Source organism: Citrobacter enshiensis (genome assembly GCF_029338175.1).
GTDB lineage: Bacteria > Pseudomonadota > Gammaproteobacteria > Enterobacterales > Enterobacteriaceae > Citrobacter_D > Citrobacter_D enshiensis.
Window position 1 is genome coordinate 2,347,423 of the sequence record NZ_CP119862.1, and the last position, 21,138, is coordinate 2,368,560.

The window sequence follows — 21,138 nt, forward strand, 5'->3', positions numbered from 1 at the left end:
CATTAAAATCAGATTGCTTTCTTTAACTCAGACTTGTTTTTGGGGCATCCCGGGGGCAATGCCACGGGCATTGTGTCGTCTAGCACATTGACGTGATTCTGGTTGTTTACTGAGGGTCTGCGTGATGCCTCCATTCAGGAAAATGGAGGTTCCGGCCAATTGACTATCACACTGTACTTTGCGACATCAGCTCTTTGGGAAAGACGACGACCCGATTGCGCCCCTGGTTTTTTGCCATATAAAGTGCGCGATCTGCCCAATCAGCGAGCTGCTCAGCGGCCATCGTGCCATCAACCGAAGAAACGATACCCAGGCTGACAGTGATGGTTCGCGGAAAATCACCGTTCGTTGTTGCAGGGGTTGCCTGCTCTACCTGTTTTCGTATTCTCTCGGCAATATTTTGCGCACTTGCTGAATCACAGTCAGGGAGTAGAATTGCAAACTCCTCACCCCCAATTCTGGCAACAATATCGTGGTCCCGAACCAGGCTTACCATTAATTCTGCAAGTTTGATAATGACCCTGTCTCCCTGCAAATGCCCCCACGTATCATTCACTGATTTAAAGCGATCAATATCGCAAAAAATGATACTCAGTGGCTTCTGTGGATTAACATTTTTAATTTCATGGCTCAGCGAGTTATAAAAATATCCGCGATTAAACAGGCGGGTCATGGGATCGCGAACTGAATTCTCATACGAAAGCGCATAGGCCTGGCGTGACGCTTTAAAACGATGGAAGATATCGGACATTAATACGGTCATCACCGCCATTGAACTCAGGCATTCTACTCCCCGGGCCAGATACCAGCCCGCTGAGTTCATATAGGAATATTTAAACAACGTTGTAAAAATCAGCAGGTTGCTCAACGCCACGAGAGACATACTCAGCCAGAACTGGTTTTTTAGTTGAGTCAGGCTGAGGATAAAGAACACGATGCCTACCCAAAGCGAAATACAAAAGAAGATAACCAATCCGTGCCAGGGAAATAGCCACTCAAAGGTCACAGGATCGATCAGTTGTAAAGACAGTGGCAGTGTATTGGTTGAATAAAGAACAGCGACTGCCAGATGTAAAATGCACCAGAGGAAAACGGAGTAAACAATTGCCTTATGATACTTTTGTTGGCTTTTTTCTTTTTTATATAAATACAGGGCAACAATAAACAAACCGGTGGTGAGCGTTGTTCGCAGAGTATGCAATATAGCAATGTCATTAAAAATAATACTCTTTGGAACTGAATGCGCGAAATAAATGTAGAGTGCCATAAATAAAATTATCCCCGAACTATGAAATGCGCATGCCAGGGGTAATAGATGTTTATTTTTACGGTAGCTTAAGTAGTTCATAATCATAAAGCTACCTATCTGGATGTGCAGGGCACCCGTAAAAGTGGCAATGATGGGATAGAGTGAAAGTGCGTAATGGGTGTTGTTTAAAGGCGTCAGCCACAGAAATAAGAATGTACCAATAGAAATCAGTAAAAAAAACGTTATATTATTTTTGTGTTTTTTTTGCAATGAAGTGATCATGATGATGCTCATTAAAAAATGTCATAATATTATGCCCATTTTGCATATCACATTTTTGATTAATTTTGCTTTTTTTTTGGACTAAATTAAGTTTGCTATCAGCATAAAAAGAGGCTGAGGCATCTGTGGATCGGTTGTTTGTTTTTTTGCTCTTATATAGTAAAGCGTTAGTGACACTAAACGGGCTCAGGATAACGCTTCCAACGTGGAGGGGTCAGTTCACTAGTGTGTTTTTACCCCTTCACAGCGAACCGGGCAGCGGTGAGAGATGAGCGACGTGGTACTCACAGCTAACAGGTTTCGGGTTGAGTGATGACCAACCCAAAAAAATGATAGCAGAATGCCCCTACACTGTACCGGTCACTGCACGTCCAGTGGGGTTTCCGTTGATGTTAACCGTCAGTGAGCGGATTTGGGTTCTGAGAAACGCTTCGAAAATCACACTTATCAGGCGTCTGATACCCCGATTCTGGGGGCATTTGGCAGCCTGGAGCGTATTTGGCCGCGAAAAATTCCACACTGTCGCCGCGATGGTCCTAATCTCTATGTCCCTGATTAATTAGATATCTTTATGAAAAATCTGTATTCTATAAATATTACATATAATTCAAGAGCATCTATCCTTATTAGTGGCGCCTTGTTCAAGTGAACCATCAAACATGCCACAATACGGGCCTTAACCGGCTATATTTTTCGCTAAATCAGGACATTAACTACCCATGAAGGGTAAATATAAAGCCGTTCTCGCACTACTTCTATTATTGACCCTGATACCGCTGACGTTGATTATGACGCTGGGGTTATGGGTTCCCACACTGGCAGGGATCTGGCTGCCCGTGGGTACGCGTATCGCGTTGGATAAGAGTCCGCGTATTACGCGTGATGGATTACACATTCCTGAACTGCGCTATCTGGTCGGTGACTGCCAGTTAGCGAAGGTGACCGAAGCCGGGCTTTCTCACCCGAGCCGCTGGCGGTTAAATGTTGGCGCAATCGAGCTTGATTCAGCCTGTCTGGCAAAACTCCCCGAGGCCACACAATCACCGGCTGCCCCCAAAACGCTGGCTGAATGGCAGTCAATGCTGCCCAATACCTGGATTAATATCGACAAAATTATCCTTTCGCCCTGGCAGGAGTGGCAGGGGAAACTGTCGGTCTCTCTGACACCCTCTCTCCAGCAACTCCGTTATCAGGGCGATAAAGTCACATTCCAGGGCCACCTGCGCGGGCAGAATCTTACCGTCAGTGAACTGGAAGTGTCCGCTTTCGAGCAACAGCCGCCGGTGAAACTGGTCGGGGAGTTTACTCTGCCGTTGGTTCCCGATGGGCTGCCGGTGAGCGGTCACGCCGTGACCACACTCAGCCTGCCGCAAGAGCCATCGTTGGTGGATGCCGAAATTGACTGGCAGGACAACGCCGGGCAACTGGTGGTGATGGCGCGCGATAATCCGGATCCGCTACTGGATCTCCCCTGGGAAGTGACGCGTCAACAGTTCACCATCAGCGACGGGCGCTGGGCGTGGCCATATCAGGGCTTTCCGCTCAGCGGGCGGATGGGACTCAAAATAGAGAACTGGCAGGCTGGCCCTGAAAATGCGCTCGTGAGCGGGCGGTTGAACGTGCTTACCCAGGGCGATGCGGGGAAAGGGAACGCGGTGCTGACGTTCGGACCGGGGAAACTCAGCATGGATAACAGTGAGATGCCATTGCAGGTCACCGGGGAAGCGAAACAGGGCGACCTGATTTTCTACGCCATCCTGCCCGCACAACTCACCGGGAGTCTGGCCGCGCCGCAACTGGACTTCGCGCCAGGCGCATTGCTGCGTTCCCGTGGCCGGGTCATCGATTCTCTGGATATTGATGAGATCCGCTGGCCGCTGGCGGGCGTGAAGGTGACGCCGCGTGGAGTCGACGGCCGCTTGCAGGCCATTTTGCGCGCCCATGAGAATAAAATGGGCGACTTTGTCCTGCACCTGGATGGCATGGCGAATGACTTTCTTCCGGATGCGGGGCGCTGGCAGTGGCGCTACTGGGGAACGGGCAGTTTTACCCCGATGCATGCCCACTGGGACGTCGCTGGTCGGGGCGAATGGCATGACGAAACGATCACGCTCACCGATCTGTCTACCGGATTTGACCAACTGCAGTACGGCACCATGAAGGTGGACAGCCCGCGTCTGATACTCGAACAGCCGGTGGTGTGGGTTCGTGACGCGAAGAAACCCGCCTTTAGCGGCGCATTGTCCTTTGATGCGGGGAAAACAACCTTTACCGGCGGCAGCGTGTTACCGCCTTCAACGCTGAAATTCAGCGTTGAAGGTCGCGATCCCACTTTTTTCCAATATAAAGGCGATCTGCATGCGGGGGCGATTGGTCCGGTACGGGTGAACGGGCGCTGGGATGGCGTGCGTCTGCGCGGGCAAGCCTGGTGGCCAAAGCAGTCACTGACGGTCTTTCAGCCGTTAATACCGCCTGAATGGAAGATGAAATTACGCGAAGGCGAGCTGTATGCGCAGATTGCGTTCTCCGCCGCTGAGGATCAAGGTTTCGAAGCGGGCGGTCACGGGGTGCTGAAAGGCGGTAGCGCGTGGATGCCTGACAATGAAATCAATGGCGTGGATTTTGTGCTGCCGTTTCGATTTAGCGCAGGCGTCTGGCAACTGGGCACGCGGGGGCCGGTTTCGTTGCGGATCGCAGAAGTCATCAACCAGGTGACGGCAAAAAATATTACGGCCGACCTGCAGGGCAATTATCCCTGGAGCGAAGAGGATCCTCTGCTGTTGAGCGATGTCAGCGTTGATGTGTTGGGCGGGAAAGTCACCATGCAGCAATTGCGGATGCCACAGCACGATCCGGCACTCCTGCGGGTACAGAATATCTCGTCAAGCGAGCTTATCAGCGCGGTCAATCCGAAACAGTTCGCCATGTCCGGTCCGGTGAGCGGTGCGTTACCGCTGTGGTTAAACAATGAAAAATGGATCATCAAAGATGGCTGGCTGACGAATCCGGGCCCGATGACTTTGCGTATTGATAAAGACACTGCCGACGCGGTGGTCAAAGACAATATGGCTGCGGGTGCGGCGATCAACTGGCTACGTTATATGGAAATTGCCCATTCCTGGACGAAAATCAATTTAGATAATTTGGGTGTATTGACCATGCAGGCGACGATTGCGGGCAGCAGTCGCGTTGATGGAAAAGTGGGGCGGGTAAACCTGAACTACACCCACGAAGAAAATGTGTTTACGCTCTGGCGCAGTCTGCGTTTTGGCGACAATTTACAGGCATGGCTAGAACAAAATACAGCGTTGCCAGAAACCCATTGCCCGGAAGGCAAGGAATGTGAGGAACCACAATGAAAATGATGACTGCCATGCTGGCGCTGTGTGCCTCTGCGTTAGTGACCGGCTGTACGCCCCGTATTGAAGTCGCCGCGCCGAAAGAGCCCATCACCATTAATATGAATGTCAAAATTGAACATGAGATTCATATCAAAGTGGATAAAGACGTGGAAAGCTTACTGAAGTCGCGCAGCGATTTATTCTGAGGTCATGATGAAAAAACAGCTAACACTGACTGTGCTTATTCTGAGCTTGCTGAGCGGCAATGTAATGGCGTTGACCCTCAACGATGCCCGAACGCAGGGGCGCGTTGGGGAAACGTTGAATGGCTATCTGGTTGCGCTGAAAAACGACGCGGAAACACAAACGCTGGTGACAAAGATCAATGAGGCGCGCAGCGCCAGCTATCAGCAACTGGCTGAAACCAATCATATTTCGGTTGATCAGGTGGCGAAGATGGCCGGGCAGAAGCTGGTCGAACGTGCGAAGCCCGGCGAGTATGTTCAGGGCATCAACGGTAAATGGATGAAAAAATAATTAGCGATAGCGCTTACGGTATTCTCCTGGCGAAATGCCGAAGCGTTGCTTAAAGGCAGTCGAAAAATGGCTATGATCGGCAAATCCCCAGGCATAGCCAATGCCCGCCAGCTTCTCTTCTCCGTTGGCCGTACGCAGCATTTGGGCGCAAAGATCAAGACGGCGATTTTTAATGTATTGCGCCACCACCAGACCTTTATCCGCGAACATGCGGTATAAACTGCGTACCGACATACCACTCTCGGTGGCGACCCATTCCGGGCGTAGCGTTTCTGACTGAATATGCGCGTCGATCAGCGACAATACATTGCGAAACTGCCGCTCTTTACGCGGCTGCAAGGTCTCCTGCTGTTGCAGGACTGGTCGTAACAGACACACGATCGCTTCCAGCGCCGCTTCGCTTTCCGTCTCGCTCATGCCCGTGTTGCTCATGCTTTCCTGCAAAAGTCGGTGGCTCAGTTGCACGGTGGGCAGATCCCGCGAGAGTTTTTGCGCACAGCTGACTTCCTGAAAGCGAAAGTGTTGTTCGAGCATCTGCCGTGGCAGCAACAGTGAAACCTGACGGGCTTTTGCCGGCCAGTAAAAAGAGCAGGGGCGCGAGGCATCAATGAGCGTAATGTCGCCGGTTTCAAGTTCAATCTGGCGATCGTCTTGTTCCATGACGGCCTTACCGTCAAGCTGGAACACGGTATAAAACCAGGCGTCATTGCTGTGCTTAATTTCCTGGCGGGTTCGGAACAGATTTACCCCTCCCACCGTGACCGTGCTCAACTTCAGATTGTTAGCAAAACTTGATTCCAGTTCGCCAACAAATTCTCCCGCCAATGGGCGGGCGGCAAAGCTGCCGCAAACCTGATTGATCTGCGCCAGCCACTGTTCATATTGGTCTTTCTCGCTCACACCAGCCATTTTTATCTCGCTGCCTTATGCATTGTTTTATTTCTGTTGCGTTAATGTTGCAAATAGCAAGGGCGTTGTGGGTGACTATAGGAAATAACGCTCGCCGGGCATAGCGTTTGTAGGGGTTATTCTTGGTATTTGCGGAGCCTGTCACAGCAAACAAAGCGATTGTCACAGAGCAAAAAGCCGGTTTCGTGAAGGCGGCATACACTGTCTGGACAACCTGCAACACTAAGGAGAATGTATGTCTGATACACAGGTCACCGTCCTCGCAGCGGTACAACACTTTCTGGACAGGCAGCATGGGCTCTGGATTGATGGGCGCCAGACGCCCTCCGATGGCGATAAGCGGCTTAGTCTCTACAACCCGGCCACCGGTGAGGTGATTGGCTCAACGGCGGACGCCAGCGTCACCGATGTCGATCGCGCGGTGATGTCCGGCTGGCGTGCTTTTGTTTCTCGCACCTGGGCAGGAAAATTACCGGCTGAACGTGAGCGAATCCTGCTGCGTTTCGCCGATCTGGTCGAACAGCACAGCGAGGAACTGGCACAGCTCGAAACGCTGGAGCAGGGGAAATCGATCGCGATTGCCCGGGCCTTCGAAGTCGGTTGCACGCTGAACTGGATGCGCTATACCGCCGGATTGACGACCAAAATTGCCGGTAAAACGCTGGATCTTTCGATTCCGCTACCGCAAGGCGCGCGTTATCAGGCCTGGACGCGTAAAGAGCCGGTGGGGGTGGTCGCCGGGATTGTGCCGTGGAACTTCCCGCTGATGATCGGCATGTGGAAAGTGATGCCTGCGCTGGCGGCGGGATGCTCAATCGTTATCAAACCGTCTGAAACCACGCCGCTCACGCTGCTGCGCGTCGCGGAACTGGCGACAGAAGCGGGGATCCCGGATGGCGTCTTTAACGTGGTGACCGGCAGCGGTGCCGTGTGCGGCGCAGCGCTAACCACCCATCCGCATATCGCGAAAGTCAGCTTTACGGGCTCAACGGCGACGGGTAAAAACATCGCGCGTTCGGCGGCAGACCGGCTGACCGGCGTGACGCTGGAATTAGGCGGTAAAAACCCGGCGATTGTACTGAAAGATGCCGACCCGCAGTGGGTGATTGAAGGTCTGATGACCGGAAGCTTCCTGAATCAGGGGCAGGTGTGTGCGGCCAGTTCGCGCATTTACATTGAAGCCCCGCTTTTTGACACGCTGGTCAGTGGCTTTGAGCAGGCCGTCAAATCGTTGACCATCGGGCCGGGGATGTCGCTACAGGCGCAGATTAACCCGCTGGTTTCCAGGGCGCACTGCGACAAAGTACAGACCTTCCTTGACGATGCTCGTGCTAACCATGCGGAGCTTATCTCTGGCACGGCTGTACCGGACGCGAAAGGGTACTACGTGACGCCGACGCTGGTGGTGAACCCGGATGCGAAACTGCGCCTGACGCGAGAAGAAGTGTTCGGTCCGGTCGTTAACCTCGTACGCGTGGCGGATGGCGAAGAAGCGCTTCAACTGGCGAACGATACGGAATACGGTCTGACAGCGAGTGTCTGGACGCAAAATATCAGCAAAGCGCTGGAATATACCGACCGTTTACAGGCCGGAACAGTGTGGGTTAACAGCCATACGCTGATCGATGCCAACCTGCCGTTTGGCGGAATGAAACAGTCTGGCACCGGGCGTGATTTCGGTCCTGACTGGCTGGACGGCTGGTGTGAAACCAAGTCGGTGTGCGTGCGCTATTAATCTCTGAACGGATGCCCGGTAGCGCGTTGTTTACCGGGCATCTCATATTGCAGGCTGGATAATCCATCATCAAGAAATTGAGTCAATCGTACTAGTCTCCCGCACTTTTACCCCCGCAAAAATCACCTGCATAGCCTGTGTAATTGACTTCGCGGACTAAACGCCCGAAAAGAAACCTCCGCCAGTTCTGTTAGATTGAAATCCATAGACAATCAGGCAAAGCCAAAATCGGTTGCTGACCGCCACCACAGGAGGTGGTGTTTATGCAGGGATAAAAAAAACGGCGCATCGCGCCGTTTTTCACATTCCCAACATTATTTCTCTTCTTTAATCGCCCCTAGCGACGGCGTCTCGTCAAAGAAGTTCCACGGTTTCAACAGGGTATGAACCCACTCGGTTGGCATAATCGGCCACTCTTCCGCGCGGGCAACGTGGGTGGTGCCGGTAGTCATCCAGACCACGGTGTCGGTATTGTCCAGCGACTCGTTATCTTTGGTGTACTCCCCGAGCCCCGTATCATGTGTTGAACGGTTCGGGTATTTGCCTTCCGGGAAACGTTCATCGGCATGGTAACGCGTGACCCACAGCTGTTTGTCCATAAAGCTCAGACGGTGATAGATCCACTCATCCGGAGCGAATTTCGCGCCTGTTGCCACCGGGTGCGTACCGCCTGCGTAAGGAATGATCTGATAGGACACCGGGTTGCCCATGCGGTTTTCTTTGTTGGTGTTGCTCAGTAAACGAATGGTGCCAGGGTCGAACTTCTGCGCGGCCTCTTTCTCATTACTGATATTGTACTGATTAATCTGCATGGTGCTGGTACGCGGCCCGCCAGCGGTGTTCGGTTTCACTTCCGGGTCCATTGCCACCAGGCTGTTATTCTCGCCATCGACGTCTAAATCCAGACGGAAGTTATAAATATGCTGGTGGGTGGTGCCGACAATGTTGTGATCGATAAGCGTACCGTAACGGGTGTCGTCTTTTGCGCTCGGATCGTGCATCGTTTTCGCTTGTACGCCTTTCACCGCTTCAATCCCGGTGGCGCCAGCATCAATGCCGATAGTGCCGTTCTGATGGAAAACCCAGTCAAAAATGTAGTCATAGTTGCCCACGGTGCTGATCCAACGCACGACGAGCTCACGACGTTCGGTACTGACGTTGGGTTGCCCCATCTCCTGGTGCTTATATTCCGGGCCTGCGTAGCGCTCAAAAATAGCCACGGCGCGCGGAATCTCGGTCGGTTTGCCGGTGTAGTCCGCGATGGTTTCATCCAGCAGTACGGCGTTGCCCGGCGCATCTTTACCGCGCTCGATAGGTGAGGTCAGCGTCCCCATCCCGTAATCGCCGGAATCAAGATAGGCTTTAAAATACCAGCCAATGTCCGGGTCGCCGTAAGGAACGATCATGCCGCCCAGCGAACCTTCGTACATCACTTTGCGCTTCTTACCGTTATCGTTAAACGTGACGGTTGAAATGATCGGTCCGACGCGCGAGTTCAGACGCAGGTGGAAGTCCCAGTTTTGCCAGTGGATCATATCGCCGGTAATGGTGTAGTTCTTACCTTCAGGTTCGACGATCTGCAGCGGTTTTACCGTCGGGGCATGGCGATCGCGGCCGTCATACGCACGCGGTGTCAACGGAACCGGAATCACCGGGCCATCTTCAATTTTGATGATTTTCTTCTGCTCAAGATCGACCACGGCGACGAGGTTTTCAATCGGATGCGCCCAGTAGTTACCGTCGCCGACATCCAGGTAGCTGATCACTTTCAGTAAGCGCGCATCCTGTTTTAAGCCATCTTTGCCGTCAAAGTAGCCGACGGTCAGCGGGGTGGTGATCACTTTTTTCGGGTCGGTGATGCCGTGTTTTGCCAGCGCCTGGGCATATTCTTCGCTGCCATTAATGACATTTTGCACGGTGGCGAAATCGTCCAGCAAGACCATGCCGTGGGCATCTTTGACGGGCGTCCAGGATTCAATTTTTTTGTCATCCAGAGAGACCACGCCTTCAATGATGTTTTTACCATCCAGCATGATGACATCGGCCTTACGGGGTTGTTTAACCGGGGTTCCGTTCAGGGCGAAATCCCAGACTTCCTCTTTGTTCGGCTCACGCAGTGAAATCTCGGTAAAGCGAGTATTCGGTTTGAAATCAGGCGAGGCTTTGACGATCTCGACGGCCTGTTTGATCTCGTCGGCGGTCAGCGAGTTAAGCGGGTGGGGGCGCTTCTCCACCTGGAAGGTTTGGTCCAGATCGGACTGAAAAACCTCATTAATGAAGCCGTCGGAGATCCAGGCTTTTTTGTTCTTCATCACCACCGGAACCTGTAACGTCAGGGATTTACCATTGACGATGGCCGTTTTCGCTCCCGGCTTAACTTTAACGAAAGCGCCGTCTTTGCTGATGGTGAACATCTGCGCGTAGTCATCCCACTGCACATCTGCGCCAAAATCCTGCAGGGTTTTTGCCATTGGCAGCATATGTGCTTCACTGCCATGTGCGAATGCCTGCGACTGCCAGGAGCACAGAAGGGCGACAGCCAACGCCAGCGCTGTTTTGCGGGGAGTCAGGTCCATAGTTAACCTCGTCTTGTTGTGTTGTTCTGCGTTTATGACCGCTTTTACACGCGGTTTATCTATCGCTAACATAGCAATATGGCAGTGGAAATGGTTTGCTTGCATTTGCCAGGTTATTTGTCAGATTTGCCAGATACCCGTCAACCTGAGGCAGACTCACCGCAATGACGTTCACTTGTTATCATTTTTTTGCGAGTCATTTCGGAAATACTCACCGCCAGGGTGAAAAGCGTTAGCCCATTGTTAATACTTGATACACTATAGGGAAGTCTATCAATTATCAGGGAAAGGTAATGACGCTTTATCAGATAAAACCCGCGTTTCAGGCACTTCTGCGTCCACTGATGTTCTGGCTGAACCGACGCCATGTGACTGCTAACCACGTTACTCTCGCCGCAATGGCACTTTCCCTGGTCACCGGGGCGATATTGAGTTACTTCCCCGAGCCAAAACTGTTTTTCCTGCTGCCGGTGGTGCTGTTTGTCCGCATGGCGCTCAATGCGCTGGACGGTATGCTGGCGCGAGAATGCCATCAACAATCTCGCCTTGGCGCTATCCTTAATGAAGTGGGTGATGTCGTGTCAGACATTGCACTTTACCTGCCGTTTCTGTTTCTGCCCGCCAGTTCGCTACCGCTGGTGTTGCTGATGCTGTTCTGTGCCGCGATGACGGAATTCTGCGGCGTGCTGGTGCAAACCATTAACGGTGTTCGTAGCTACAGCGGTCCGTTGGGCAAAAGCGACAGGGCATTGGTGTTTGGCGCGTGGGGGCTGGCGCTGGCCATCTGGCCTCAGCTTGTGCAGTGGAACAACCTTGTCTGGGCGGTCGCGATAGCGCTGCTGCTGTGGACGGTGGTGAACCGTTGCCGGAGCGCATTGCGTGAAGAGGGGGCAAAATGATGTTGCTGGAAAAATCACTGGCGGTCATTTTTGCTCTGTTATCGCTGGCAACGGTGGTGAACATGCTGCTGGTGTGGTTACGCCCCGGTAAAGACTGGCGCGAGCTCACGTTACGTATCCGCACCTGGTGGGTCATTATCATCCTGTTTTCGCTGGCGATGTTAAGCCCGCGCTGGCTGGCGCTGACCTTTTTCGCGATCGTCAGTTTTATGGCGTTAAAAGAGTTTTTGACGCTGGTACCTTCTCGTCATTCCGATCGTATGCCGCTGTTGTGGATGTTTATCGCCATTCCCATTAACTACTGGCTGATCGGCATTGGCTGGTACGGCATGTTTGTAGTGTTTATTCCGGTGTATGTCTTTTTATTTTTACCTGCGCGGATGGTGATCGCCGGTGATACGCAGGGATTTTTGCGTACCGCTTCACAGCTTCACTGGAGTCTGATGACGACCGTGTTCGCCTTCAGTCACGTCGCGTTTCTGCTGGTGCTGCCTGCTGACGACAAACAAACCGGCGCATTACTGGTTCTCTTCCTGGTTGGTTTAACGGAGTTTAACGACATTGCCCAGTATCTGTGGGGGAAATCCATCGGGCGCATCAAGGTGACGCCGAAAGTCAGCCCCAATAAAACGCTGGCAGGACTGGTGGGTGGTGTGGCCACCACGGCGCTGGCGGCGCTGTTGCTCGGACCATTACTCACGCCGTTAAGCTGGCCGATGGCGCTGCTTGCCGGGGTGATCATCGGGGTGACCGGATTCTGTGGCGATGTGGTGATGTCGGCCATCAAGCGTGATATCGGCGTTAAAGACAGCGGTACGTTATTGCCCGGTCACGGCGGGATCCTCGACCGACTGGACTCGCTGATCTTCACCGCGCCGGTCTTCTTTCATTTCATTCGTTATTTTTGTTACTAACCTATGATGACAAAACTGCTTAGAACGTTGTTTTCATTGAGCATCGTCTGGCCGGTGATTTGGTTGTGGCTGGGGCTGCGGGTCAAACATCGGCAACGCTTACCGCAAAACGGACCGGCGATCATCGTGGCAAATCACAACAGCCATATGGATGTGTTTGCACTGTTGTCGCTGTTTCCGTTACGCCGCCAGGCGCAGATCCATCCGGTCGCGGCTGCCGACTATTTTCTGCGCAACAAATGGATGGCCTGGTTCGCGCTCAATATCATCAATATTATCCCCATCACTCGCCAGGGAGGGGAAGCCAATCCGCTGGCACAGTGTGAACAGGCGCTTCGCGACAACAAAATATTGATTATCTTTCCGGAAGGGACGCGGGGCGAGCCAGGTAAACTGTCGCCGCTGAAATCCGGGCTGTGGCATCTGAGTCAACGGGTGCCGGACGTTCCGATTATTCCTGTCTGGCTGCGCGGAACAGAACAGGTGATGGCACGGGGAAATCGTATTCCTCTCCCGCTTTTTATTGACGTCTGTGTGGGTGACGCGCTGCCTTGTCATCCCGAGAAAAACGTGTTTATGGATGAACTGAAGCAACAACTGTTGGCGCTTCAGCAACAAACAACAGGAAACAACGCTCATGAACCCACATCGCACGCCGGATGAACGGCATTTTCTGACCAGCGACAATTGCGAACTGTTTTACCGCCACTGGCCGGCACAGACGGAAGGGACCGCCGCCAAAGTGATTGTCCTGTTTCATCGCGGGCACGAGCATTCCGGGCGTCTGCAACACATTGTCGACGAACTGGCGATGCCAGACACCGCGTTTTACGCCTGGGATGCGCGGGGGCATGGGCGTTCACCAGGGATGCGAGGATACAGTCCGTCGCTGGCGCGTTCGGTGAAGGATGTCGATGAGTTTGTGCGTTTTGCCGCTGCCGACAGCCAGGCGGCTCTGGAAGAGGTGGTGGTCGTCGCGCAAAGCGTTGGCGCGGTGATGGCGGCGACCTGGGCGCATGACTATGCCCCACGCATTCGCGGGATGGTGCTGGCATCACCAGCGTTTAAGGTGAAGTTGTACGTTCCGTTTGCCCGCCAGGGGCTTGCGCTGATGCATCGCCTGCGCGGACTTTTCTTCGTGAACTCCTATGTCAAAGGCAAGTATCTGACGCACGATCACGAGCGGGTGGCGAGTTTCAATCAGGATCCGCTGATCACCCGCCCGATTGCTGTCAATATCCTGCTCGATCTCTACAAAACGGCGGAACGTATTGTCAGCGACGCTGGCGCGATTACCTTGCCGGTACAGATGCTGGTCTCCGGCGAAGATTTCGTCGTGCATCGTCAGCCTCAGATCGATTTTTATCAGCGCCTGCGCAATCCGCACAAAGAATTGCATGTTTTACCCGGTTTTTATCACGACACGCTGGGCGAAAAAGAGCGCCATCTGGCCTTTGACAAAATGCGCGATTTTATCGATACGCTCTACGCGAAGCCGCCGCAATTCTTCGACTATCGTCACGAAGACCGCTGGAGTCCTGGTGCTGACAACTGGCGGATATTAAGCGGCGGGCCAGAACCGTTTTCTGTCGACGATCTCGCCTACCGCAGTTTGCGCTACGGCATGAAGATGCTGGGCACGCAATCTGCGGGCGTTCGGGTGGGGTTTGAGACCGGTTTTGACTCGGGCAGTACACTGGACTACGTCTATCGCAATCAGCCGCAGGGCAGCAGCGCGCTGGGGCGTTTGATTGATAAAAATTACCTCAACAGCGTCGGCTGGAAAGGCATTCGCCAGCGTAAAGTCCATCTTCAGACGCTAATCCAACAGGCGGTCGCGCAACTGAACGCGCAGGGAACGCCCGTGCGGGTGGTTGATATCGCCGCCGGTCACGGCCGCTACGTGCTCGATGCGCTGCAAGGGGAAGCGGCGGTGAGTGAGATATTGCTGCGCGACTACAGCGAGCTGAACGTGCTGAAAGGTCAGGAGATGATTGCGCAGCGCGGGATGGCGGGAAGGGCGCGTTTTGAACGGGGAGATGCCTTTAACCGCACAGAACTGGCCTCGCTTGAGCCGCGTCCGACGCTGGGGATTGTCTCTGGTTTGTATGAACTGTTTCCCGAGAATACGCTGGTGCGAAACTCGCTTGCCGGACTGGCGGACGCCATAGAGCCGGGCGGCATTTTGATCTACACCGGGCAACCCTGGCATCCGCAGCTAAAAACAATCGCCTGGTCGCTCACCAGCCACAAGGACGGGAAAGCGTGGGTGATGCGCGTGCGCACCCAGGGGGAAATGGATGCGCTGGTGCACGAGACGGGGTTCGATAAATGCGCCCAGTTGATCGATGAGTGGGGCATTTTCACTGTCTCAATGGCGGTGCGTCGCGCATCATGACGGTTCAACGCCCCATTTTCGTTCAGGGTTTCGGCTGGCTGCTGTTGCTCGCGCCGTTTTTCTTTCTGACCTACGGGCAGGTCAATCAATTCACCGCCGGACGAGACGGCATTGGCAGCATTGTCTTTGACTGGGAGCGGCATATTCCGTTTGTGCCGTTCACCATCATTCCCTACTGGAGTCTGGACCTGCTGTACGGCCTGTCGTTGTTTATTTGCACTTCGCTGAATGAACAACGCCGTCTGGTGGGGCGACTGGCGCTGGCGTCACTTATCGCCTGCGCCGGTTTCCTGCTGTTTCCACTGCGCTTTACCTTTGTCAGACCGGAAATTAACGGTCTGGCGGGTTGGTTATTTGGTCAGCTTGAACAGTTTGATTTGCCCTACAACCAGTCGCCCTCACTGCATATTATTTTATGCTGGCTGCTGTGGCGGCATTTCAACCGCCATCTGAGCGGCGGCTGGCGGACGCTAAGTACCGGCTGGTTTTTGCTGATCGCGGTTTCTGTGCTGACGACCTGGCAGCATCACTCCATTGATGTGCTAACGGGTCTGGCGGTCGGTATGCTGATTGACTGGCTGATCCCCGTGCAGGGCAAATGGCGCTGGCAATGGGCTGGCGGAAAACATCTCACGCTGGCAGGACGCTACTTTGCGGGCGCGCTGGTGTGTCTGGCGGGAACCCTGGTGACGTACTGGCTGTGGTGGCCCGCCATTGCCTTGCTGATTGTTTCGCTTGCATATGCCGTTTTGGGCGTCGACGCGCTGCAAAAAGAGGAAAAAGGGCGGTTAAGCGGTGCTGCCTGGTGGCTGCTGTTGCCCTGGCGCGCGGGCATGTGGCTTTCTATGCGCCTCTACACCCGCCGTTTACCCACCATCAGCCCGCTTGCGGATGGGGTGTCTCTGGGCGTGTACCCACGAACGCCGCCAGCACCACGCGCGGTACTGGATCTGACCAGCGAGTTTCCGCGTTCACGCGCCGTGCGCGAACATGCTTACCAGTGCGTCCCCCTGTTGGACCTGGTGAACCCGGATCCGGTGACGCTACGTCTGGCGGTTAATACGCTTGAGGCGTTACGCACCGCGCACGGAAGCGTGCTTGTCCACTGCGCCCTTGGGCTTTCGCGTAGCGCACTGGTAGCTGCGGCGTGGCTGCTGTGGCGCGACCCGACACTGCTCGTCGCACACGCGGTAACTCGTGTGCGCGAAGCCCGTCCGCAGGTGGTCTTCACCCCTGAACATCTGGAGTTACTGGAACAATGGAAAATAAGCGTGACAGTGTAACTTGTGACGATGATTTAGCGTCGCACCTGCTGCAACACACCCTGTCGAGCTGGCGATTCTTGCTGCTTTTTGTCCTCCCACCGCTGATGTGGGTGGTGTTTGTCGGGCAGGCCGGGATATTCCGTGCGGTGATCGCATTGCTGTGCGGATTCGCTTTCTTTGGCTGTTGGCGAGTCTGGCTGGATGCGCATTATTTAGCGGTGATCAATCAAGAGAATAATGAACAGGCGGGGGTTGCGCTCTTTTTCATCTGGCGGCGCGAAAGGCTGCAAAGGTTAACGTTAAGCGAGCGACGTCAGGGGGCGCTTAAACAATTTCGCAGGGCAATGGGGCTGATTGCATTGCTGTGGGTGGTCTGGCTGATTGCGCTGCTATAGTTGTTGGGGGCAACAGAACGCAAACGCACGCTAAGAATCTACTTGGTTATTTATATTGGATGGCAATCGGAAACAAAAGGTTCATACCGAATCCTTTTGTTTCCGATTGCCAGAGACTGAGATACCTGTTCCTGCACAGACATTTTGTTGACTTTATTCATATCACGATGCTGGGCGGATATGATGACGGTACAGTTCAATGAAATGACAGGCCAGATCCTGTATTACCATTGCATTCATTAAGTGATCCTGAGAATGCACAACAATAAGTGTTACGGCTATTTTTCCACTTCCCTCATCCAGTCCAATTAATTGTGTCTGGATTTTATGTGCCTGCTTTACGTAATCACTGGACTGTTCCAACGCTTTTTCTGCATCGCTGAAATTTCCTTCTTTGGCCTGGGCGATTGCATTAAGTGCCTGACTGCGTGCAGCACCAGCATTCACCAATAACTCCATAATTATTTGTTCGATATCGTCCATTATTTCATGTCCATTAATATCAGTGCTTTCTCCAGCACTTTATCACCCTTGAGCATCCCGTAATCCATCATGTCAATTACAGCGATTTTTTTACCTGCAGACTCTGCAATAGGCTGTAGTTTTTTTAATTCATGTTTCACCTGCGGACCCAGAAGGAAAAGGTCAGCATTTTGTATATTGTCATTAAATTCAATAACTGAAATTGCTTTGATTGCTATATCCAGTCCTGCATTTTTTACTTCCTTTTCCATTTTCTGAACCAGCAAACTGGTAGACATACCTGATGCACAACATAAAATAATGTTTTTCATATATACGCTCTGTATAAATTGTAGGTTGAAATACTGAAAAATGAGATAGGCATTAGTATGCCAGATCTATTTAAGTATTTTGATGTTGCCGAAAAAGCGTGTTATTAAATCCCTCCTTAAAAGTTAATAGTGGTTCTGAGCATTCAATGAACCACTATAGAGCGGTTCGCCATTCAGTTATTCACAATAATGACGCCACCATGGTCATGGCGATAATGACAATGCGCATACTCCAGTGGCGTGCCATCCTCCAGATAAATAACCTGCTCAACTTCCAGGATCGGATCATCTGACATACATTCCAGATGTTCCTGGTCTAATTCATTAGGTTTTATCGCACGAACCACACGGTAAGAACCCATAATTTTTAACCCGAGCGTTTCCTGTACATACTGAAAGACAGAGTTCTCCAGGTGACTTCGGTTCAGGCCATGAACCAGACTGGCTGGCATCACGGTAGCATCAAGAGAAACGGGTTCTCCGTTCAGTAACCGCAGGCGGATGAAGTCATACACTGGCGCGTCAGCATCTATCAATAATGACGATTGTTCTTTTTCAGTGGGGAAACGTATTTCAAAATGGATCACCCGGCTGGACACTTTTCCCAGATGCCCCCATGACTGGGTTGCCCCCAGATAGTCGCTGCCAAGTAGATTCCCCTGTGTCAGTTGCAGGAAATTCTTGCGTACAAACGTTCCCTGTCTCTGTCGGGTATAAATCAGCCCCTCGATAATCAACTGGCGCATCGCTTTTTGAATCGTCATGCGGCTGGTCTGAAACTCATCCGCCAGCGCAAACTGATCGGGTAATGGTTCGGTAGTCGAATACTGCTGATTGATGATGCGTTTTTTAATTTCCCGCGCAATTGCCATATATTTCGACGTCATTACCCTTTCCTTAATGTTGTCTGTTATCTCATTGTTTTTAAAGCCACTCTCTCAGCAATTTTGAGAAAAGGCAGGTAGAAGAATACACCAAAAGCAATGATTATCAACTGAACCACTACCGCACGCCAGTCCCCAGCTGTCGCCAGCCAGGCGCTCAGAAGCGGTGGCGTTGTCCATGGGATCATGACCACACAACGTGACATCAGACCCAGCGTCGTACAAATCCATGCAAAGAAGATACCCATGGCGGGCAGCAATACGAAGGGGATCATCATCGGCAAGTTGAACACAATCGGCAAACCAAAAATCACTGGCTCGTTGATATTAAACACCCCAGGTGTCAAAGCGAGACGGGCAACCTGTTTTGATGACTGTTGGCGGGCAAAAAGAAATATCGCAATCAACAGTGAAATTGTAGAACCGGAACCCCCAATCATACCAAACGTTGTGACAAAAGCGGTGGTGATAATATGTGGGATAACCTGACCATTAGCATATGCAATCATATTTTCAGTGGCATTGATGATCAGGAAAGGTTCGAGGGCAACTTTATTGACCACGTCCTGATGAATACCAAAGGTAAATAGTAAATTGCCGAGGCTATAGATAAACAACGTCCCCGGCAGGCTAGTATTAACTAACCGCAATGGTTGCTGGATAAGCGTCGTAATTAAATGGAGCAAATCAGTCTGCAACAGATTATTCAGCAGCGCCGCAAAAACAGCAAACAATGACAGAGTGAGAACGGTTGGGATCAATACTGAAAATGATTTGCTGACTGCCGGTGGAACGTTTTCCCCGAGGTTGATTTCCAGGCGTTTAATCTGCGACACGCGAATGAATATTTCAGTAGATAACAGACCAATGATAATCCCACCGAAAATACCCGTCACACCTGTATTAGCGAATGTCAGCACCTGCGTAAGACTCACTGCGGTTTTTCCACCGACGGGTACTAATTCTACCTGCATCGGCATGGTGATGATAAAACTGCATAAAGCAATCACTACCGCTGAGATTGGGTTACTGAAGTCTCTATTACGAGCCAGCGACCAGGCTATCATTGGGGCAATCAGCAGAGCAGCAATATTCAGTGTGCCATTGACAATAATTTCGCCCCAAACCTTAAAACGTATCAGGGTATCCCCATCAAATATCCAGGGGAATATGACGTTATTCACCAGTACCGCCAGACCCGCCAGAATAAAGATAGGCATAATAGAGGCAAATGCATCTCTCAGTGAACACAGATGGATTTGATTGGCGATACGTGCTGAAAATTCAACAACGCGATCGGAAAAAGACTGCATATCAGGTGTGGCTTGTTCAGAATTAGACATTTGCAGACCTCGTATTTTCACTCACTTGTTATAAGTAGCGAATCACATCTCTTCGCCGTTACTGTGGATCACTCTTTTTAACCATGCATAGCTCTTTTTAGGAACGCGTCTGAGATCTTTCAGGTCGTGGTTATCACGGTTGACATAAACCACACCATAACGCTTACGCATGTCGCCCTGCGAACTTGGAATATCAATAAGACCCCAACCTAAATAACCGATCACCTGAGCACCATCTTCAAAAATTGCGTCCTTCATGGCATTGATATGATCGCGGTGGTAGGCAATACGATAATCATCTTCGACAGGTGTCTCACCATCCCAGGATTCGATAACGCCAATCCCATTTTCGATGGGGAACACCGGCAAACGCCAGTCGTTATAATAACGGGTGATAATAGTACGAAAACCCAGAGGATCAATCTGCCAGTCCCACTCGGTCGCCTGCAGATATGGGTTGCGCTTTTCACCGTACAACTGGTAGTGATTTACGGCAGTACCCGGTGGGATAGCGTCGCTGTCGAGGGTTTTACTGGCATAATAACTGAAGGCAAGAAAGTCATTTTTGGTCTGCGCGAGTACCGCCAGGTCTTCATCCAGGTAAATGTCGCGGAGGCCTTCGCGTTCAATCAACGCCAGGACTTCCGGACTGTAGCCTTCCCCGGCAAACACGCGTAACAAATTCTGGTTAAAGAACTCGTCCACCTGCTGAGCGCAAAAAATGTCGCGGGGCTTACAGGTTGCCGGATAGACCAGTTCATGCGCCAGCATCCCACCCATCAGTTTCCCTGGCTTTTCCTGGTGCAAATAATTGGTCAGATGCGCATGGGCCATCATGACATGATGCTGAATAGCGTACAGATCATGGAGGGTTTGCTCACCATGCAGGTGACCGGCTCGGCGAAAAGCGCCGTGATCGGGCATGTGATACAGATTTTGTTCGTTAAAGGTCAGCCACCATTTCACTTTATCTCCGTAGCAGTCGATCATTTTTTTACCGTAGCGAATGAAGGCTTCCATCACCCGGCGGGAAGTCAAACCGTTGTACTTCTCAGCCAGTTCCAGAGGCATATCAAAGTGATACAGGCAGATCATCGGTTCAATACCGCGAGCAAGCAGTGCGTCAATAAAACGATGGTAAAACGCGATCCCTTCCTCGTTGAACTCGCCATCGCCGGCAGGGCATACACGGCTCCAGGAGATCTGAAAACGATAGCAGTTCATCCCGAGGTCTTTCATCAGATCAAAATCTTCTTCATAACGATGATATGAATCGGTCGCGACTTTCCAGTCGGAAGCAAATTCAGCCGGTTCCCGGATATCGTACACCGACATCCCTTTACCTCCTTCATTCCATGCACCTTCAGTCTGCATGCTGGAAACCGAGTTTCCCCATAAAAATCCTGCTGGTAATGATTTCATTGTGTCACCCCTTTATGATAACTCATTAAGTAGTTATGAGTTATCATAGGCAGTTAATGATAACTCATGCCAGAAAATTGAACAAAATTTGTGATCCTGGTTACAACTGGGATTTGGGGAGAGGATCGGTTAGCTGTGGCAACATCCAACAAATCCAGAGCATGCAGGGATCCGATCATGCTCTGGACAGACGCG

At 51.9% G+C, this 21,138-nt stretch carries 18 protein-coding genes; 10 read left to right on the plus strand and 8 right to left on the minus strand.

Annotated elements, in window-relative coordinates; genetic code table 11:
* Positions 1–166 precede the first annotated feature (166 nt).
* On the minus strand, positions 167–1,531 hold the full coding sequence (locus P2W74_RS11520) for a sensor domain-containing diguanylate cyclase (protein WP_276295029.1): 1,365 nt from the start codon (positions 1,529–1,531) through the stop codon (positions 167–169).
* Between the two features lie 719 nt (positions 1,532–2,250).
* Here P2W74_RS11520 and P2W74_RS11525 point away from each other — a divergent pair.
* From P2W74_RS11525 to P2W74_RS11535, 3 genes are read left to right on the plus strand one after another with little or no spacing between them, the layout of a single operon-like run.
* A complete protein-coding gene (locus P2W74_RS11525; RefSeq protein ID WP_276295030.1) occupies positions 2,251–4,890 on the plus strand; it encodes a YdbH family protein in 2,640 nt (879 codons plus the stop codon).
* Positions 4,887–5,078, plus strand: a complete 192-nt coding sequence (locus tag P2W74_RS11530) for a YnbE family lipoprotein (RefSeq protein ID WP_203361095.1) — start codon at positions 4,887–4,889, stop codon at positions 5,076–5,078. The genes P2W74_RS11525 and P2W74_RS11530 overlap by 4 nt, the downstream gene beginning before the upstream one ends.
* A gap of 7 nt (positions 5,079–5,085) precedes the next feature.
* Complete coding sequence (locus tag P2W74_RS11535; protein WP_276295178.1) at positions 5,086–5,409, plus strand: YdbL family probable chaperone protein; 324 nt, start codon at positions 5,086–5,088, stop codon at positions 5,407–5,409.
* Here the strand turns inward: P2W74_RS11535 and feaR are convergent, their stop codons facing one another.
* Complete coding sequence (feaR, locus tag P2W74_RS11540; RefSeq protein WP_276295031.1) at positions 5,410–6,318, minus strand: transcriptional regulator FeaR; 909 nt, start codon at positions 6,316–6,318, stop codon at positions 5,410–5,412.
* Positions 6,319–6,553: 235 nt separating this feature from the next.
* Between feaR and P2W74_RS11545 the strand changes: the two genes are divergently transcribed.
* Positions 6,554–8,053, plus strand: coding sequence for an aldehyde dehydrogenase family protein (locus tag P2W74_RS11545; RefSeq protein ID WP_276295032.1), 1,500 nt, complete (start codon positions 6,554–6,556; stop codon positions 8,051–8,053).
* A gap of 314 nt (positions 8,054–8,367) precedes the next feature.
* On the opposite strand, the gene tynA is transcribed toward P2W74_RS11545, so the two are convergent.
* The gene (tynA, locus tag P2W74_RS11550) at positions 8,368–10,629 is read right to left on the minus strand and encodes a primary-amine oxidase (RefSeq protein WP_276295033.1); all 2,262 of its coding nucleotides are present in this window, start codon (positions 10,627–10,629) and stop codon (positions 8,368–8,370) included.
* 293 nt (positions 10,630–10,922) lie between these two features.
* Here tynA and P2W74_RS11555 point away from each other — a divergent pair, with 293 nt between their 5' ends.
* From P2W74_RS11555 to P2W74_RS11580, 6 genes are read left to right on the plus strand one after another with little or no spacing between them, the layout of a single operon-like run.
* A complete protein-coding gene (locus P2W74_RS11555) occupies positions 10,923–11,528 on the plus strand; it encodes a CDP-alcohol phosphatidyltransferase family protein (RefSeq protein ID WP_276295034.1) in 606 nt (201 codons plus the stop codon).
* Positions 11,525–12,442 carry a phosphatidate cytidylyltransferase gene (locus P2W74_RS11560; RefSeq protein ID WP_276295035.1) on the plus strand — a complete coding sequence of 306 codons (918 nt, stop codon included), beginning with the start codon at positions 11,525–11,527 and terminating at the stop codon, positions 12,440–12,442. The genes P2W74_RS11555 and P2W74_RS11560 overlap by 4 nt, the downstream gene beginning before the upstream one ends.
* A 6-nt stretch (positions 12,443–12,448) precedes the next feature.
* Positions 12,449–13,105: a lysophospholipid acyltransferase family protein gene (locus P2W74_RS11565; RefSeq protein ID WP_412767241.1), complete on the plus strand. Its 657-nt coding sequence runs from the start codon at positions 12,449–12,451 to the stop codon at positions 13,103–13,105.
* The gene (locus P2W74_RS11570; protein ID WP_276295037.1) at positions 13,080–14,840 is read left to right on the plus strand and encodes a bifunctional alpha/beta hydrolase/class I SAM-dependent methyltransferase; all 1,761 of its coding nucleotides are present in this window, start codon (positions 13,080–13,082) and stop codon (positions 14,838–14,840) included. The genes P2W74_RS11565 and P2W74_RS11570 overlap by 26 nt, the downstream gene beginning before the upstream one ends.
* Positions 14,837–16,123, plus strand: a complete 1,287-nt coding sequence (locus P2W74_RS11575; protein ID WP_276295038.1) for a phosphatase PAP2/dual specificity phosphatase family protein — start codon at positions 14,837–14,839, stop codon at positions 16,121–16,123. The genes P2W74_RS11570 and P2W74_RS11575 overlap by 4 nt, the downstream gene beginning before the upstream one ends.
* Entirely contained in the window at positions 16,099–16,500 is a 402-nt protein-coding gene (locus P2W74_RS11580; protein ID WP_276295039.1) for a hypothetical protein, read from the plus strand. The genes P2W74_RS11575 and P2W74_RS11580 overlap by 25 nt, the downstream gene beginning before the upstream one ends.
* 162 nt (positions 16,501–16,662) lie before the next feature.
* Here the strand turns inward: P2W74_RS11580 and P2W74_RS11585 are convergent, their stop codons facing one another.
* The 5 genes from P2W74_RS11585 to P2W74_RS11605 form a co-directional block, all read right to left on the minus strand.
* On the minus strand, positions 16,663–16,983 hold the full coding sequence (locus P2W74_RS11585; RefSeq protein ID WP_276295040.1) for a PTS lactose/cellobiose transporter subunit IIA: 321 nt from the start codon (positions 16,981–16,983) through the stop codon (positions 16,663–16,665).
* Entirely contained in the window at positions 16,983–17,294 is a 312-nt protein-coding gene (locus P2W74_RS11590) for a PTS sugar transporter subunit IIB (protein WP_276295041.1), read from the minus strand. The genes P2W74_RS11585 and P2W74_RS11590 overlap by 1 nt, the downstream gene beginning before the upstream one ends.
* Positions 17,295–17,467: 173 nt before the next feature.
* Positions 17,468–18,181, minus strand: coding sequence for a GntR family transcriptional regulator (locus P2W74_RS11595; protein WP_276295042.1), 714 nt, complete (start codon positions 18,179–18,181; stop codon positions 17,468–17,470).
* Between the two features lie 23 nt (positions 18,182–18,204).
* On the minus strand, positions 18,205–19,521 hold the full coding sequence (locus P2W74_RS11600; protein ID WP_276295043.1) for a PTS sugar transporter subunit IIC: 1,317 nt from the start codon (positions 19,519–19,521) through the stop codon (positions 18,205–18,207).
* Between the two features lie 42 nt (positions 19,522–19,563).
* Positions 19,564–20,943, minus strand: coding sequence for a glycoside hydrolase family 1 protein (locus tag P2W74_RS11605; protein WP_276295044.1), 1,380 nt, complete (start codon positions 20,941–20,943; stop codon positions 19,564–19,566).
* Positions 20,944–21,138: the final 195 nt, after the last annotated feature.